Genomic DNA, 17,572 nt, shown 5'->3' on the forward strand with positions numbered 1-17,572 from the left:
TATGAGCATAATAGAAGATTTAAAAATGCAATATAGAATTGGCGGAATAGCCAATAAATTGATCTATTGGAATGTAGGTGTTTTTCTAGTTTCATTAATCTTTTTCTATCAGTTTAAACTAGGAATCTTTAGTTATCCACATTGGCTTGCACTTTCGTCAGTTCCGAGTGAATGGATTATTTTTCCTTGGACATTACTTACCTATGCATTCTTGCATTCTGGAATACTGCATTTGTTTTTCAACATGATGATTTTGCATTTCTCCTCACGGCTCTTTCTCATTTTTTTTACGCAAAAGCAATATATAGGACTTTATTTTTTAGGAGCAATATTTTCAGGAATTATATATACCCTAAGTTCTTTTTTACTCGGTTCAACTTCTGTTATAGTTGGAGCTTCTGCGGCAATAATGGCAATCCTTGTTGCAGCAACAACCTATCAGCCCTTAATGGATGTGAGAATCCCACTGATTGGGAATGTGAAACTTTGGCACATTACGGGAGTGATTTTGCTACTCGATTTAATGTATATTGGCATAGAAAATACAGGAGGTCATATCAGCCATCTTGCCGGAGCTTTTTTTGGTTTCCTTTATATTAAGCTTTTGCAAAACGGTACAGACTTAAGCAAGATAGTTTCAAGTGTAATTGATTTTTTTGTGAATTTATTCAAGCCTAAAAAAGCAACTCCATTCAAGAAAGTGCATAAAAATTATAAGCCAGAACCAACGAAGCCAACAGTTTCAAGAGTGGTTACTAAAGACAAAACCCAACAACAAATTGATGAAATCCTAGACAAGATTAGTCAATCAGGATATGACAGTCTAACCAAGGAAGAAAAGGAATTTTTGTTCAAGGCTGGAAAATAATTCGTAGCTTTCGGCTTCTAAAATTAATTGGCAAAATGAAAAACCTTTCATGGTTTAATAAAACAATGTTTTTTTTTAATATAGTTCTCGCTGTATTGACATTCGTTGCCTATGTTTTGCCTTTTCTAGCTCCAAAAATATTTCCTTTTTTGTCTGTTTTGACCTTATTCTTGCCGATGATGTTGATCTTGAATGTGATTTATTTTATTTATTGGGGAATTCAATTCAAGCGTCAAGTGCTCTTGTCTGCTTTGGTATTATTGTTAGGAATTACTTTCATCAATAAATTTTATAAATTTTCAGAAAGAAATCTTCCAGAGGAAACTTCAGATTTTACGGTTCTCAGTTATAATGTTCGTCTGTTTAATAAATTTGAATGGTCGGAAAAAGAAACTGTTCCTGTAGAAATTTCTGATTTTCTAAAGGAAAATAATCCCGATATAGTGTGTATTCAAGAGTTTTCAAATGCGGAGGATTTTGATTATCAACGTTACAAATACCGACACATTATTTCCAGAGGTAATAAAATTAAAACGGGACAGGCGATTTTGTCTAAATTTAAAATAATTGAAACAGGAGAGATCGTTTTGCCGAAATCGCACAACAATGTCATTTTTGCCGATATCAAGAAAGGGAAAGACACGATTAGAGTGTATAGTATTCATTTGCAATCCATCAAAATCACTCCGGATGTAAACGAAATCAGTGATGATATTAATGGGATGAACCAGCAAAAATCACAACGCATTTTAAAGCGAATGAGTACGGCTTTCAAGGAGCAACAGCTTCAAGCCGAAATGATAATGGACCATAAAAAGAATTGTAAATATCCGATTATTATTTGTGGTGATATGAACAATAGTGCTTTTTCGTATGTCTACAGAATTATCAGAGGTGATTTGCAAGACAGCTTTGAAGAGGCCGGAAGTGGCTTTGGAAAAACGTATGATTTCAAGTATTATCCTGCCCGAATTGATTATATTTTTGCCGACAAGACAATGCAAGTTAAAAGCTTTAAAAATTTCATCGAAATTGTAGATTCTGATCACTTCCCTGTAATGGCAAGACTTTCGATGATTGAAGAAAAGCTATAATTTTTGTTTTTTCAAATAATCTAAAGCATATCGTCCCTCATTGAACAGCAAATCCAAGATGCTCAAATTGTTTATGTAACCATGCTTTTCTTCAAAAACTTGAGGATATTCTTCGAATTTATAAGAGTCTTTTTTACCATTTGCCAAATTCCTGAAATCAGAAAAATCGACTTCTCTAAAATATTCTTCTGTTTTGTTATAGGACAATTTTATTCCCAAACACTTGGAAACGATTTCGATGGTTTCTAGATTTAAATCCATCAAAAAAGTATGCTTTTTTTCGAAAATGGGCATGATATCATCTTCGAAATATTCGAAGAAAGGTGAGCTTCTATAAGCGGCTTCCAGCGATTTGAAATGTTGTTTCTGCCAGTCGAAAGCGGTTTCAATCTTGATGTCTTTTGTCTTTTGATGACTGTTCTCGGCCGAATGTTTTACGGGAATATTCAATAGCTGAATACCATTCGGACTGTAAATATACATCCTGTTTCTATTGGTCTGCTTTTGGAAATTATCTTCCATTTCAAAAGTAACCGTTTTGGCTTGAGCCATTGCTGCAAATTGACTGATAGAAGGGAAGTATGTTGGATGTAGAAGGATGTTCATCGGAAATTTTTTAAAAGAGAAAAGTCATAAAGCCTGACTGACATTATGACTTTTACAAGTTTTATAGTTTAATTCTTTAATTTTTTGCTCTTTTCTTTTTCATATAAAAACTGATTCCTAAATAGGCAGCTAATGCCATAATGAAAAATTTGAAGTAGGAATAGGGTTCGCCATCTCCACCAACAGTAGTGAACATTCTATCCCAACGTATTTTATCGATTGCTTTATTCCAACCAATATTTTGATCCAAACTCATCCAGATAAAAACAGGTTTTCCAACGATATGATCGGCAGGGACAAATCCCCAAAATCTTGAATCTAGAGAATTATGGCGATTGTCTCCCATCATATAATAATAATCCTGCTTAAATGTATACGATTTTGCTATTTGTCCATTTATTCGAATTTCATCACCATTAACTTTCAAATCATTTGCTTCATATTCGGATATGATTTTCTTGTAGAAAGGAAGCGTTTCTTTGTTTAGAGCTACAGTTTTCCCAGCTTGGGGGATATAAATTGGGCCTAAATTATCAAGATTCCATTTTTTTGTAAAAGGAAAAATACTCGGATCATCTTCTTGCGAAACGTTTCTCTTGATCGATTTAATTGATGGATTATTTTTTAATCTTGCCACATTTTCATCTGAAATGGCAAAGAATCTAACGCTATCAGCTTTAATATATCCAAATCCCTCAGTTATATTTAATTCTTTTAGCAAATAGGTTCGGTCTAATTCTGTCCCATCTGTTTTAGCATCATAGGAATATTGTGGCTTAGCTCTATCTGATAAAATTAGTTCTTGTCCATCAATAAAGACAATCCCATTTCTTACAGATAAGCTATCGCCCGGAGTTCCAACACATCTCTTTACATAATTAGTACGTTTGTCAACTGGCTTAGAATATCGTCTGTCAGCAGGTTTATACATATTGTATAAAGTATCTGCAGGCCAGTTGAAAACCACAATGTCGTTTTTTTCTATTTTTTCAAATCCTGGAAATCTGAAGTAAGGTAATTGCAACTTGTTTCTCAAAGAAGATTTTGCTGTTTCTTCATTGTCATCATACAAATATGATTTTATATTTACGAAGGGAATTGTATCATGAACCATTGGTGCTGCTACTGTTGTCATCGGTGTTCTGGCTCCATAATGAAATTTACTAACAAACAAAAAATCACCAATTAAAAGGGTTTTCTCCAAAGAAGAGGATGGAATTGTAAACGGTTGCATCACATAAGTATGTACCAAAGTCGCTACAATAATTGCAAAAAGAAACGAACTGATCGTATCTCCAGTTTTGGTTGGCGAAACTAAACTTCTGTCTTTTATATGGGTTACATTTTCAAAATAATTAATATAATAAATATATAGTCCAAGTGTAAAGAGGACTAAAAGTGTATCTTTTGTGGTGTTCTTTCCAAAACTTCTAATGGTTTCTACCCAAACAACAGGAAACATAATCAGATTGATGATTGGGATAAAAAGCAAAATCGTCCACCAACTTGGGCGGTTGATGATTTTCATCAAAACGATGGCGTTATAAACTGGTATTGCTGCTTCCCAAGATTTTCTTCCTGCTTTTTCGTATAATTTCCACGTTCCAATGAAATGAACGATTTGAATAATCAGAAAAAATATAAACCATTGATAGAGTGTCATATATCTTGTATTTGTTTGATGATTTTAAAGGTAATTTTTATTTTGGACTAAACAATAAGTAGTTGATAATCGTAAAAAGTTACAATTTGTTTAAGGTTAATTCAGTTCTAAAACATCTTTCATTGTGAAAACGCCCTTTTTTCCAATAATCCACTCGGCTGCAATTACGGATCCTAAAGCAAATCCATCACGATTATGAGCGGTATGTTTGATTTCAATTGTATCGACTTCGGAGTTATAAAAAACAGAGTGTGTTCCTGGAATATTTTCAATTCTCTTCACATTGATCAAGAGCTCGTCATTCTTTGCATTTTCCAAAGCCCAACTCGAATAATCAGAATTCTCGATGATCCTGTTGGCTAGGGTAATGGCAGTTCCGCTTGGAGCGTCTAACTTTTGAGTGTGATGGATTTCCTCCATTTCCACTTTATATTGGTTGAATTTAGACATTATCTTGGCCAGATAATCGTTCAATTCGAAGAAAATATTTACACCAAGGCTAAAATTGGAACCATAAATAAAAGCACCATTTTGTTGTTCACATAGTTTCACCATTTCATGATAATTTTCAAGCCAACCAGTAGTTCCTGAAATAACAGGAATTCCTTGTTCAAGGCATGTTGAAATATTAGAAACGGCAGCATCTGGGATACTAAAATCAATCGCAACATCGGCTTTGTGAAGGTCTTCAAAAGTATCAGAACTGCCTTTTCTCAGTACAATTTCGTGTCCTCTTTCTAGTGCTATCCTTTCGATAACTTTTCCCATTCTTCCGTAACCTAAAAGTGCAATCTTCATCCAATATATTTTTAAAAACTGTAGTTTAATGTGACCCCAATATTTTGTTTGTAGTTAATTTCATTAGGGTAAATGTCCGGTCTAAAAGTCAAATTGTCGTTCACGTTAAATTGCATCAAATGTGCATCGACGTTGGCGTCAACGATGTTTAGAGCATAAAGCCCAAGACTTATCAAAAGTGATAAATCTCTATTTCTTTGAAAAGTTCGTTGTGCATTTATCAAAGTAGCGTCAGTATATTGCCCCTTGAATTCATCATCTAAGCCTGCAAGTCGCATCTTGTAGGCATCACGATAACGGTGGTATTTGTTATTGTTGTCGATATAAAAGTAAAGACTTGTTCCAATCGCTCCATAAACGATGGGAATTTTCCAATATTTCTTGTTGTAGGCTTGACCTAAACCAGGAACAATTGCTGATAAAAAAGCAGCTCTTGCAGGTGCAAGCGGATTAATTGGAGTACCTTTTACGGTATCTGCCAAAACGAGCAACTCTTCTTTTTTTACCTGAGCAAAAACCGAAATGTTACCTGTCATAAACAGCAAGAACAGTATAGAAATATAGTTTTTCACTAACCTTTTATTAGTTTGATAATTCTTTTGAAATCCTCTTCAGAATGAAATGGAATCGTGATTTTTCCTTTACCATTTCCAGCAACTTTCACATCTACTTTTGCACCAAAATAACCTGTAATGGCTTTCTTTTCTTCTTCATTGATATCAAATGAAGAAGTTTTTGCTTTTGTGGCTGCTTTTGGTTTCAAACTTTCTTGATAGTTTTTTACCAAGGTTTCAGTTTCTCTAACCGATAAATTTTGACTTACTATTTTCTGATAGATATCCGTTTGAGCATCAAGATCTTCAATGTTGATAATGGCACGACCATGACCCATTGAGATAAATCCGTCACGAATTCCGGTTTGGATAATTGGGTCTAATTTTAATAGACGAAGATAATTGGCAATTGTTGAACGTTTTTTCCCAACACGTTCGCTCATTTGTTCTTGTGTCAATTGAATTTCATCAATTAATCTTTGATACGATAAGGCAACTTCAATTGGGTCTAAATCATGACGTTGGATATTTTCTACCAAAGCCATGACAAGCGATTCGTTGTCGTTTGCAATTCTGATATAAGCTGGAACAACCGTCAATCCTGCGATTTTAGAAGCACGAAGCCTTCTTTCTCCCGAAATCAGCTGGAATTTGTTGAACTCCATTTTTCTAACGGTAATAGGCTGGATTACACCTAATTCACGAATAGAAGTGGCCAATTCTTGAAGCGATTCCTCGTTGAAATTACTTCTTGGCTGAAATGGATTTATTTCGATAGCATCAATCTCAAGCTCAATAATATTGCCTACAACTTTATCAGCATTTTTGTCCTCAACCGATTTGATATCGTTTTCAGGATCTTTTAATAATGCAGATAAACCTCTTCCTAATGCTTGTTTTTTTACCGCCTTTGTCATATTGTATGCTAGCTGTTTTTCTTTATAATTTCCTGAGCCAAGCTCAAATAATTGGATGCTCCTTTGCTTGTTGCGTCAAAATTGATGATGCTTTCGCCAAAACTTGGTGCTTCACTCAATTTTACATTTCGTTGGATAATTGTTTTGAAAACCATATCGTTGAAATGCTTTTGAACTTCTTCCACAACTTGATTCGAAAGACGAAGTCTTGAATCAAACATTGTTAAGAGTAAACCTTCGATGTCTAATTCAGGATTGTGGATTTTTTGAACACTTTTTATCGTATTTAATAATTTTCCTAAACCTTCCAATGCAAAATATTCACATTGAATTGGAATAATAACGGAATCAGCTGCTGTCAAGGCATTTAAGGTCAATAATCCCAAAGATGGAGCACAATCTATAAGGATATAATCATATTTATTTTTCACGCTTTCCAATGCTTGTTTCAGCATATATTCCCTATTTTCCTTGTCAACCAATTCGATTTCGATGGCAACAAGATCAATATGAGCTGGAATTACATCCACATTTGGAGCCGAACAAGAAATAATAGCTTCTTCCGGTTTGTGACTGTGTTCGACAATTTGATACGTTCCTATTTCGATACTTTCGATATCAATCCCTAAGCCTGAACTTGCATTCGCTTGAGGATCAGCATCAATAAGTAATACTTTTTTTTCCAATACACCAAGGGATGCAGCCAGATTCACCGAAGTTGTAGTCTTTCCTACACCGCCTTTTTGATTTGCAATAGCAATAATTTTGCCCATTTAATTTCTGAAATTTTGAACCGTAAAAATACAATTATTTATGGGTTTTGAAAATCTATTTTGTTAACAGTTTGTTTAAGTTTTGTGAAGTGATTGATGGTTTTGTTAACACATGGATTCTGTGTTGTTTACGACTGTTTTTTTGCCTTGATCATCGCTTCTAGCATGTCCCACATTTCCTCAGGAATGGCTTCCAATAAATTAAATTGTCCGGCACCTTTCAGCCACTCGCCACCATCGATTGTAATGACTTCACCATTCACATAAGCAGAGAAATCGGAAACCAAATAAGCTGCTAAATTTGCCAATTCTTGATGATCACCAACTCTTTTTAGCGGCACCTTTTTCGCCATATCAAATTTCTCAGCTAAATCTCCAGGAAGTAATCTGTCCCAAGCTCCTTTTGTTGGGAAAGGTCCTGGTGCAATTGCATTGGAACGGATTCCATATTTTGCCCATTCAACCGCTAAGCTTCTAGTCATGGCCAAAACGCCTGCTTTTGCAGTTGCACTTGGAACCACATAGGCAGATCCTGTCCATGCATAAGTAGTAACGATATTTAGAATAGTAGAAGTTTGTTGCTTGCTGTCAATCCAGTGTTTTCCAAATGCCAAGGTGCAGTTTTTAGAACCTTTCAGGACAATATCGATTATGGTATCAAAAGCATTAGCGGATAATCTTTCGGTTGGAGAAATAAAGTTTCCGGCTGCATTATTTAATAAGGCATCTACTTTCCCGAAGACTTTTAAGGTTTCCTGCAGCATATTTTCGACTTGATCATAATGGCGTACATCACATTGTAGCGGCAAACATTTACCTCCAGTTTCTGTTTCTAGTTCGCTTGCTGTTTTTTTGAGCTTTTCTAAATCACGTGAGGTGATGGCTACATTTGCACCAAGTTCTAAGAAATATTTGGTCATTGCTTTTCCAAGACCGCTTCCACCGCCTGTAACTACTATTGTTTTCCCCTGCAAGGCGTCATCACGAAGCATTTTTTTTGTAAAATCCATAGTTTTGCTGTTTTTTTATAAAGATAGTAAATTTGAATAAGTAGAGTGAGGTTGTGTGAATTTTATAAAAAAATATCGGCCGATGTTTCTTTATTATTTCTTAGCATGTCAAACTAATATAGATTGCAAAAGTTTAGTATCTTTAACCAGCAGAGAAGGTATCCGGTTTCGTCTGTTCCAAGTCTAATCTTAACCCCCAGTAGAATGCCAACACTAATCTGGTATGAAAAACTAATTCAACGATTTAGTTTCGTTTTTGCAGTGCTATGCGGTATGACTGCAATGGCACAAACTACAAAAGTAGAAAAACTTCTAAAAGAACTCAAGCCTAATCTACATGATACGACCCGTTTAAGGATTTATCAACAGCTCACCACTGCTTATGGTTCGGTAGATCAGGACAAGAAGTACTATTATGCAGTTCAATATAAGGCTATAGCCGAAAAGCTGGAAGTAGATACTCTCGTGGTAGAAGCCTACATTGATATGGGAGGAACCTATGCTATCAAAACCGTGATGGATACGGCACTTTTTTATTTTTCGAAAGGATATGAATCTGCCAAAACGATACGATACGAACGCGGTATGGCTCGGGCTCTGGCAAGTATGGGGTATGTTTATGAAAAGATGGATAACGATACTGAAGCAATTGATAAGTACAAGGAAGCTTTACGACTGTATAAAAAAATAGATTATCCAAAAGGTATCAACCAATGTTATATCAACATTGGAGGGATTTATCATGACCTTGGCGAGTATGAAGTTTCACAAACGTATGAACTTCTGGCGCTTGAAAGCAATAGGAAAATTGGCAATGAACCCGGAATTGCAGCTGCATTATATTCTCTTGGTGGCGGAAGTCTTGAACTTGGACGAATGGATCAAGCAAGGAAATATATGAATGAAAGTCTAGCAATCCGAAAAAGAATTGGCGATTTGAATGGTATTGCCCTTTCAACTTGGGGGCTTGCCAGAATCGATATCAAAGAAGGGCAATTTGCAAAAGCATTACCTCATCTGGAAACTGCCCTGAAGATTGACATCGAAATAAAAAATATTTTTCACGAAAGTGCCGTCCTTATTTCCTTTGCAAGAGCCTATCTCGGATTGAAGGAATATAAAAAAGCAAAGGAATATGCAAAAAGGGCCTATCAAAACAGTTTGCAAATGGAATCCCTGAGTATGCGATCTAAGGCAGTGTGGTTGTATATGCAAATTGAAGAGGCTAAAGGCAATTATAAGGAAGCGTTTGAATATCAGAAGAATTTTATTGACTTGACAGATAGTATTCAGTCGGAAGAAAAACTCAAGCATGTTGTTTTGACGGAATTCAGTCGGGTGAGTTCGGAAAACGAGGGACTTGTAAAGGACAATAAAATCATAGCTACCAAAAATATCAGTTATGAAAAGACCATTGTGATTACCTCAATCATTTTGATTTTTGTCATCATCCTGTTGCTTCTTTATTATAAACGGAATAGAGAAAAAAAAGCAACCAATATCTTGCTTGAAAGACAACGCGATGAGATTGCAGCCATCAACATGGAGCTTGAGATGCTCAATGAAGAACTAACGACCCAAATGGAAGTTACTGCAATTCAAAACAATGAACTGGAGCAACTTAATAATGTCAAGAATAAATTTTTCTCTATCGTTTCGCATGATTTGAGAAGTCCGCTCGCCACGCTAAAAATGTTATTCGGGCTTTATAGAGAAGGACAACTAACAGAAGATGAGCTCAATGAATTATTAGCAAAGCTCGAAAATACTATTTACTCTACTTCGGAATTTCTTGATAACTTGTTGGAGTGGTCTAAAAGTCAGTTGGAGGGGATAGTGGTCAATCCGTCTGTCTTTGAAGTGAAAGGTTTGGTTGATGAAAATATCCACTTGATGGAAACTGCTATTCGATTAAAAGAGTTGAAAGTACAGCATTTTGTAGCGAAAAATGTTATGGCTTATGCCGATGTTAACATGATTAATGTGGTGATTCGGAACTTGATTTCCAATGCTGTAAAATTTTGTAGTCCAGGTGATCACATCACAGTTGAAGCTCAAAATACCGGCGATAAAATGATCCTCAAGATAAAAGATACAGGACCCGGAATTAGCGAAAATGACTTGCAAAAACTCTTCCATTTAGAACATACGATCACCACAAGTGCTGGTGGCGACAAGGGACATCAAATTGGGCTTGTCCTCTGCAAGGATATGATCGAGCTAAATAAAGGAACAATAGTAGTAGAAAGCGAGTTAGGAAAAGGTACTTTATTTATAGTAGAATTGCCATTTAGGGAAGCTTAATGGTTTTTTAGAAGTATTTTTTTAGTATTTTAGCAATAGAATAAATTTTCCCCGATTGTTCAGAAATTACCCTAATCTAAACATCCCCTAAATGTTGCAAAAGACAGCTACAAACCACCACATTCTGTATGTAATTCTGCTGTTTTGCACCATGTTTGCACACGCACAAGATAACAAGATAGCGACATTGCTTCAAGAACTTACACCAGATGCTCCCGATACGACCCGTTTGAGAGTTCTAAAACGACTCTCCACCGCTTACACTTCTGTTGACCCTGAGAAGAAGTATCAATATGCTAATAAATATAGGCTACTTGCCACAGAAATGGGTGTCGATACTCTAGTGGCTCATGGCTATATGGACATGGGAACTTCTCATGGCATGCGAAACAATTTGGATAGTGCTCTTTTCTATTTTGATAAGGGGTTGGCGGTTTCGGAAAAAATCAATTACAAAGCTGGTATTGCTCGAGCCCTTTCTAATATTGGTTATGCTTATGACCGACTTGACAACAAGGAAGGTGCAATCAAGAACATATTACAAGCTCTCGAAATGTTCAAGCAAGTGAAGCACAAGAAAGGTATCAACCAATGTTATGTAAATCTTGGAGCACTATATTTTGATATTGGACAATATAAATTTGCAGAAAGCTACTTTAAACTCGCCCTTCAAAAATATACCGAAGCAAAAGATAATACTGGAATTGCTCATTGTCTCTTTACATTAGGTGGCACATATAAGGCCTTGAAACAATATGAAAAGGCTAAAGATTATTATCAAAGGAGCCTCAAGATGGCAGATGAATTCAATATTCCTGCAGAAATAGCTTTGGCAAGATGGGGATTAGGACAAATGGATGTAATTGATAAGAATTATAAAAAAGCATTGTCTCAATTTGAAATTGCATTAAAGATCAATAGGGAGGTTCAAAACGAATACCACAAAGATGCCGTCCTGATATCTATGGCAGATGCTTATCTGAGTTTGAAAGAATATCAGAAAGCCGAAGCTTGCGTAATGGAAGCCTATAATGACAGTAAGATATCTAAATCTGGGGCGATAAAAACGCAGTCATTGGAGGTGTTAGTAGCACTTAATAAAGCACAACGGAATTTTGAAAAAGCATTAGAATATCAAACCGATTTCATCGCCATTAACGACAGCATTGCTTTGGAAAAGACTACTAAAAATGTGGTTTTAACCGACTTCGACCGTGTTCGTTCCGAGAATGATCATCTTTTAGAAAACAACACGAAGATCACCAAGAAAAACACCAGTTATGTAAAAGCTATCTTCATCACTTCGATTATGTTATTATTTGTTGTGATCCTCCTGGCATTGTATTACAAGCGAAACAATGACAAGAAGGCTATCAATCATTTATTGCAGGAGCAAAAAGATGAGATTGCAAGCATCAACAAAGAGCTGGAGATTCTAAACAAAGAAGCTGTAGCCAAAAACGCAGAGCTGGAGCAACTCAACAATGTCAAAAACAAGTTCTTCTCGATTGTTTCCCATGATTTGCGAAGTCCGCTGAGTACCTTGAAGATGCTATTTGGCCTGTACCGCCAAGGGCAGCTCAACGAGCACGAGCTTAACGAGCTTTTATCTCGGTTAGAACACACCATCTTCAACACTGCTGTTTTTCTCGATAATCTTTTGGAGTGGTCTAAAAATCAGTTGGAGGGAATCATCGTAAAACCTGAATCTTTTGACGTGAAGGAATTGGTTGATGCAAATATTCGGCTACTGGATTCTCAAATCAGAATTAAAAATTTGAGGGTAGAGAACACTATACTCACACCCATTACTGCTTTTGCCGATCCGAATATGATTAATTTAGTATTGCGTAATTTGCTTTCTAATGCTGTAAAGTTTTGTAATGCAAATGATCTTATTTCAATAAAAGCCGAAGCCAAAGATGATCTGTTGGTAATTTGTATACGTGATACAGGACCTGGCATAAACGAAAAAGATCTAGCGAAGCTTTTTTCATTGGAACATACCACTACAACCAATAACACTGGAGAAAAAGGGCATCAGCTTGGTTTGGTGCTTTGTAAAGATATGGTGGAACAAAACAAAGGGGCAATTCGGGTGGAAAGTAAAGAAGGTGAAGGAACGGTATTTTGTATTGATCTTCCTAAGTTTCAAAATAAATTGTAGCCTGACAATTCATAAGAGTGTTTTATTTTAATCGTATTAAAACGCCTTTACGTTTCACGATGTTTTTATAATCCCATTGAATAGCAACTGCTTTTTCCAACCAGCGTTTTAAATTTTCTGGATCCACTTGATCTAGCGAGGTATAACGAACTTCGGCACTTTTAAAACTCCCGATGTTCTGCAAACCCTCTTCTTCAAAACTTTCGCCACTCCAAAACAGCAATCTAACGCTGTCTTTCAGTTTGCTATACCCCACAATAGGGTTACCGTCCAGAAACCACACCGGGTGGGCATGCCATACTTTGCTTTCGGCGTTTTGCAAATTTTCGGTAATGAGGGAATGCAATGCGTTGCAAATTGCTGCATCTTGTGGCAGTTGGCGTTCGTGATAGGACTGGATGTCTTGGTGCATGATCGTTGGGTGTATGTGCTAATTCTTGTTGTTTTCAATTGAAAAAATAGAGTATGGGATTTCCTGTAGCTACTAATTTTCTGTAAAGTAGCACACCGGTACTAGTAGTGCTTTATATTTCAAAACTCACTAATGCCTCTTCAAGCCTTTCGGGTGTGAGGTATTTTGCCCAGATGGTAATAAAGTTCTCTCTTTTAATGAGCAATGCTTTTCGGTACTGTTCCAATTGATGAGCACTTAAAACCACTTCTAAAGCATCAATCTTCATCGAGATGGTGCTTATCATTATCGCTTCTTCCGACATAAATCAATCAAGTATTAAATAGAAAAAAAGTTTTTTTTGAAATTATCGGGGTTAAAGATAAATAATTTATCAGTTAAGTGTCACATCGATAATAGCTTACAAGAGTGTTAAAATTTAAACATTCTTTAGTTATAGTATGATATACGAAGGAAAATGAATAGTAGTTTTAGAGGGTTATGAAAGGTTTTAAATTTTTAGAACACCACGAAAAGCCCTTGCTGCATAATAGGAATCGGCTCCATTATGATAAAGGAAAACATGGTTGTACCGACGGTCACAAAAAAGAGCGCCTCCTAATTTTCTAATAGCAGCTGGCGTTTTGATCCAACTGGAGGTTTTGGTATCAAAACTTCCTAATTCTTGCAATTTTCTGTATTCTTCTTCTGTTAGTAGTTCAATTCCCATTTCTAATGCTACATCCACAACATTGTTGGCAGGCTTGTTGGCTTTTCGAGCATCCAGTGCTTCACGGTCATAGCAATAACTTCTTCTTCCTGCAGGACTTTCGGGAGCACAGTCATAAAAAACAAACGCCCCTGATGGTTCTTCGATACCGACAACATCTGGTTCGCCACCCGTTTGTTCCATTTGCTTTAGGGACCATAGTTTTTCGGGATGTGAAGCCAGTCTGGTAGCAACATCTTGCCACTTGATACCTGCATGACGTTCGGGATGTTTTTCAAAGCGTGTTTGCAATAGTTCCAACAAGGCTGTTGATTCTTCTGGTGATATTGATTTTTTTAGTTTGCTCATGTTCTTTGCTTTAATAGAAGTAGAATAGATGTGTTATTGACACGAAAATACTAAAATGTTTATAAAAACAGGTGTATAAGGTTTGTATTTGTTTCATAAAAGTGAGATGTAAAATAGATTTCAAGGTGTTGCGATGTTAGGGTTTTCTAGTATTCCATTCTGTATGTAGCATGGCATATTGGTATTCGCTTCCCCATTTGCCTTTAAAGAAAATATTTTCAATGAAATGTCCTTCTTGACGAAAGCCCATACTTTTAAGCAATTGTATGGAAGCATTATTTTCGGCATCAACCGTTTCTACCACACGGTGCAAATTTTCTGTTTCAAAAAGATAGGTGAGTAGTGCTGTAAAAGCTTCTTTTGCAAATCCCTTTTGCTGATGATCGTGTGAAATGGTCATTCCTATTTCGCCAATCCTCCTATCTTGCAAGTGTATATGAATCCCACAATCGCCAACAAGTCTTTTGGTTGCCTTATCGATAATTGCATATTGAACCCATTCGCCAGGTGTGCCAAAGGATTTGTCTTTCATCCGCTCGATGAATCCAGCAGCCTGTTCTAGATTCATGACATCCGAACCTTGGTATTTTATAACCTCAGGATTCGACCGATAATAATGAAAATCATTGAGATCTTCTGTCCGAAGGTTTCGAATGAGCAGTCTGGGGGTATTGAGTTGAAGCTGCTTCACGTTGTATCTTTTTTTTGGTGTTGTATAAGTATTGGGTGGCTATTATCCTTCCTGTTCTTCAAACCATTTTACAATGGAGGGCATGTTGCGTTCAAAACCACCCGGTATATAGAAATTGAGGACTCCTGCACGCTCAGATGTTCGGTTGGCAAAGTCGTGCAATGTTTTGGACGGAATTCGCAAGAAGGTACCTTTCTTGGCATCAACCCATTTTTCTCCTGCAAGAAACGACATAGTGCCTTCAAGGACATAAAAAACTTCGTCGTTGTCTTCATGCAAATGAGCTCCCGGTCCTTCGCTATTGGGATCTAGCCACCATTGCGAAACACTATATTGTGCATCGGTTTCTTGTTCATCTGCCAAGAAAATAGCTTGCATCGCTCCCATGTTATAGGATCGGCCTTCTCCTTGTTCAAGTATAATGGTTTTCTTTTCCATAAATTACGAGGTATAAGGTTGTTAAAATAACCTCTAAAGTATAAAAAATAGGATTAAGAAAGGCTATTTATAAATAATTCCGCTTTAAAAACGGATAGCTTTTAAAGCGGAATCTAAAATTTTTTATTCCAAATCAAACAGGAAGGATAGTTGTGGAATGGCATTTATATAGCCTTGCTTCTTTATATCCTTTTATGCTTTCGGTTTGGGTTTTATTGTTCGCATTCGTCGTAGCCAATCATCCAGAGAATGCCAAATTTATCGGTAAACATACCAAAATAGGACCCCCAGAAGGTATCTGCTAAGGGCATGGTTACTGTTCCGCCAGCCGAAAGACCGTTGAATATTCTATCGGCTTCTTCTTTTGTTTCAGCAGTAATATAGACCGAGAAGTTGGAGCCTTGAACAGGTTGCTGTCCAAAGGCAGAAGAACTATCACAGCCCATTAGCATTGTTCCCGCACCAAGTTTCAATGATACGTGCATGATTTTTTGGGCTTCGCTTTCAGGTATTTCAAACCCCTCGGTAGGAGGCATTTCGGCATATTTACCAATATAGGGGAATTCGCCACCAAATATTGATTTATAAAACGTAAATGCAGCTTCGCAGTTACCGTCAAATGTTAGATAAGGATGTACTTGTGCCATTTTATTTGATTTTGATTGATTAATTTTCGGATATTCTTTTGAGTTCCTTTAGAGCAAGCGGAAAAGTAGTATTCATGTGATTAATATATTGCTCTAGCGAATCAACTTCGGCCTTGAAGAGTGTCTTGCCCTCTTTTTCGGTCAGTTTATAGGTTTCAAAACATCCTGACCATTTTTTGCTTTTTTCATCCAAGGGTAGCTCTTTAAAATCATGCAGTATTCCGATGTGTTTGATGACAGTGATTTCAGGTTCCTTTAGATAGAAAATATCAGAAAACATTCCCTCGCCCGAAGGAGTCAGGAAATGCACGCGATTGCCTTGCTTGACATCACCTTCATAATAGGATCCGGCACAAAAGGGATTTGTCCATTCCTTATAGGATTCTTTTCCCCACAGTTTTTCCCATACTTTTGCTGGAGGTGCATCAATTTCGATCGTGTATTCGAGCCTTGCAATATTATAGAGATGATTGCGAAGCATCGTGCCAACAATGGCATTCCAACCCATCTCATAATTAGCTTTTGTAAAGGCAGGGCCAGCATCAATAAAGCTTTCGGTGCCGGTATGGGTGAGGGTCACTTTTGTCTTGTCGCCGTCTTCTTGCAATTCCCATCTCACTATAGAAGTACCTTTTGAGTGTGACGGATGTTCCCATGTATACTCGATCAACTTGTGGTCTATAATGTTTAGAAAACGTGCCTTGTGGAGATAGGTTTTGGTTTCGGCACTTTCATAGAAGGTAAATTCTTTTCCTATCTCGAATTGATAATTTTCGACAGGAAAATACCATTTCTTGAGTTGGTCTTCTTCCGATAAGGCTTTCCAAACAGTTTCTATCGGAGTGTCAAAAGTAAAACTGATTATAATTGGTTCCATAGTATTGATGTATTAAGTGAGTTGCTTTTCAACATGTTTTTTAAAATTGTCTAGTATCGCCTGCCATCCTGCTTGTTGCATTTCCAGCGGATTCATACTTTCGGGATCAAATGATTCAGTTACTGTCACATGATGGTCTAATTCCTCGAAGGTAATTATAACTTCTCGACCATCAGCCATTTTATATTCGATTTTAGAGTGGGGTTGTACATTGGTATAGATTCCTTCAAAGTCAAATTGCATACTACCATCTCTGGCAGCCATTGTTGATTTGAATTTTCCTCCTGTTTGTAAATCATTCTCTGCAAATGGCGTGTGCCAATCATCAGAGGCATTGTTCCATTGCATGATATGTTCAGGTTGAGTCCATAATTGCCATACCTTATCAATGGGTGCCTTTACAATAGTATTCACGGTAATCTTTTTCATAAAGTTTTCTTTTATTTTTAATGTATTGCTTGTTGCTATATGTTGGTCTGCAGAAATTTTCAATAATCGGGATAGTGAAATCAATGTCATGCCAGAGTTTTTTAAATGGGTTGCTGTTGTGATAATACTTCCAATATAAAGTTATATGCCTATGGTGGTTTTTACTTTAATGCATTGAATTGGAAGTTAGTTGCATTACAAATTTAGGGGAAATAATTGTTTTTTTATGAGTGCAAAAACGACAATAGCAGGGGGTAATTATGACAG

19 protein-coding genes are annotated in these 17,572 nt (G+C 36.5%); 4 read left to right on the forward strand and 15 right to left on the reverse strand.

The features are described 5' to 3' along the window. Position 1 precedes the first annotated feature (1 nt). Both G508_RS0104730 and G508_RS0104735 read left to right on the forward strand, forming a co-directional pair. Entirely contained in the window at positions 2–868 is an 867-nt protein-coding gene (locus tag G508_RS0104730; RefSeq protein WP_026704238.1) for a rhomboid family intramembrane serine protease, read from the forward strand. Positions 869–903: 35 nt separating this feature from the next. Then, on the forward strand, positions 904–1,962 hold the full coding sequence (locus G508_RS0104735) for an endonuclease/exonuclease/phosphatase family protein (RefSeq protein ID WP_026704239.1): 1,059 nt from the start codon (positions 904–906) through the stop codon (positions 1,960–1,962). Here G508_RS0104735 and G508_RS0104740 read toward each other — a convergent pair. The 7 genes from G508_RS0104740 to G508_RS0104770 form a co-directional block, all read right to left on the reverse strand. Next, positions 1,957–2,568 carry a WbqC family protein gene (locus tag G508_RS0104740; RefSeq protein WP_026704240.1) on the reverse strand — a complete coding sequence of 204 codons (612 nt, stop codon included), beginning with the start codon at positions 2,566–2,568 and terminating at the stop codon, positions 1,957–1,959. The genes G508_RS0104735 and G508_RS0104740 overlap by 6 nt on opposite strands. Positions 2,569–2,644: 76 nt before the next feature. Then, a complete protein-coding gene (lepB, locus tag G508_RS0104745; RefSeq protein WP_026704241.1) occupies positions 2,645–4,231 on the reverse strand; it encodes a signal peptidase I in 1,587 nt (528 codons plus the stop codon). A 96-nt stretch (positions 4,232–4,327) separates the two neighbouring features. Further along, complete coding sequence (gene dapB, locus G508_RS0104750) at positions 4,328–5,029, reverse strand: 4-hydroxy-tetrahydrodipicolinate reductase (protein ID WP_026704242.1); 702 nt, start codon at positions 5,027–5,029, stop codon at positions 4,328–4,330. A gap of 11 nt (positions 5,030–5,040) precedes the next feature. After that, entirely contained in the window at positions 5,041–5,601 is a 561-nt protein-coding gene (locus G508_RS20355) for a DUF5683 domain-containing protein (protein WP_245569846.1), read from the reverse strand. Next, positions 5,601–6,500, reverse strand: a complete 900-nt coding sequence (locus tag G508_RS0104760; RefSeq protein ID WP_026704244.1) for a ParB/RepB/Spo0J family partition protein — start codon at positions 6,498–6,500, stop codon at positions 5,601–5,603. The genes G508_RS20355 and G508_RS0104760 overlap by 1 nt, the downstream gene beginning before the upstream one ends. 8 nt (positions 6,501–6,508) lie before the next feature. After that, the gene (locus G508_RS0104765) at positions 6,509–7,273 is read right to left on the reverse strand and encodes a ParA family protein (RefSeq protein WP_026704245.1); all 765 of its coding nucleotides are present in this window, start codon (positions 7,271–7,273) and stop codon (positions 6,509–6,511) included. Between the two features lie 128 nt (positions 7,274–7,401). Then, complete coding sequence (locus tag G508_RS0104770; RefSeq protein ID WP_026704246.1) at positions 7,402–8,283, reverse strand: SDR family oxidoreductase; 882 nt, start codon at positions 8,281–8,283, stop codon at positions 7,402–7,404. Positions 8,284–8,487: 204 nt separating this feature from the next. Between G508_RS0104770 and G508_RS0104775 the strand changes: the two genes are divergently transcribed. Continuing rightward, on the forward strand, positions 8,488–10,587 hold the full coding sequence (locus tag G508_RS0104775) for an ATP-binding protein (protein ID WP_084625911.1): 2,100 nt from the start codon (positions 8,488–8,490) through the stop codon (positions 10,585–10,587). Between the two features lie 91 nt (positions 10,588–10,678). Further along, a complete protein-coding gene (locus G508_RS0104780; protein ID WP_084625912.1) occupies positions 10,679–12,754 on the forward strand; it encodes an ATP-binding protein in 2,076 nt (691 codons plus the stop codon). Between the two features lie 22 nt (positions 12,755–12,776). On the opposite strand, the gene G508_RS0104785 is transcribed toward G508_RS0104780, so the two are convergent. The 8 genes from G508_RS0104785 to G508_RS0104825 all read right to left on the reverse strand — a co-directional run bounded on the left by G508_RS0104785 (position 12,777) and on the right by G508_RS0104825 (position 17,305). Beyond that, the gene (locus G508_RS0104785; RefSeq protein ID WP_026704249.1) at positions 12,777–13,166 is read right to left on the reverse strand and encodes a DUF1801 domain-containing protein; all 390 of its coding nucleotides are present in this window, start codon (positions 13,164–13,166) and stop codon (positions 12,777–12,779) included. 112 nt (positions 13,167–13,278) lie between these two features. Beyond that, positions 13,279–13,470: a hypothetical protein gene (locus tag G508_RS0104790; RefSeq protein WP_026704250.1), complete on the reverse strand. Its 192-nt coding sequence runs from the start codon at positions 13,468–13,470 to the stop codon at positions 13,279–13,281. Between the two features lie 186 nt (positions 13,471–13,656). Continuing rightward, the gene (locus tag G508_RS0104795; RefSeq protein ID WP_026704251.1) at positions 13,657–14,223 is read right to left on the reverse strand and encodes a DUF4256 domain-containing protein; all 567 of its coding nucleotides are present in this window, start codon (positions 14,221–14,223) and stop codon (positions 13,657–13,659) included. Between the two features lie 136 nt (positions 14,224–14,359). Next, positions 14,360–14,914 (reverse strand): GNAT family N-acetyltransferase, encoded by a 555-nt coding sequence (locus tag G508_RS0104800; RefSeq protein ID WP_026704252.1) that lies wholly within the window; start codon positions 14,912–14,914, stop codon positions 14,360–14,362. A gap of 42 nt (positions 14,915–14,956) precedes the next feature. Continuing rightward, positions 14,957–15,352, reverse strand: a complete 396-nt coding sequence (locus G508_RS0104805; RefSeq protein ID WP_026704253.1) for a cupin domain-containing protein — start codon at positions 15,350–15,352, stop codon at positions 14,957–14,959. Between the two features lie 212 nt (positions 15,353–15,564). Further along, on the reverse strand, positions 15,565–15,999 hold the full coding sequence (locus G508_RS0104810) for a VOC family protein (protein ID WP_026704254.1): 435 nt from the start codon (positions 15,997–15,999) through the stop codon (positions 15,565–15,567). 19 nt (positions 16,000–16,018) lie between these two features. Continuing rightward, positions 16,019–16,876, reverse strand: coding sequence for an SRPBCC family protein (locus tag G508_RS19450; RefSeq protein WP_051197457.1), 858 nt, complete (start codon positions 16,874–16,876; stop codon positions 16,019–16,021). A gap of 12 nt (positions 16,877–16,888) precedes the next feature. Continuing rightward, positions 16,889–17,305: an SRPBCC family protein gene (locus G508_RS0104825; RefSeq protein WP_026704256.1), complete on the reverse strand. Its 417-nt coding sequence runs from the start codon at positions 17,303–17,305 to the stop codon at positions 16,889–16,891. Between the last annotated feature and the right edge of the window lie 267 nt (positions 17,306–17,572).

The organism is Flavobacterium soli DSM 19725, from assembly GCF_000422705.1.
Classification (GTDB): domain Bacteria; phylum Bacteroidota; class Bacteroidia; order Flavobacteriales; family Flavobacteriaceae; genus Flavobacterium; species Flavobacterium soli.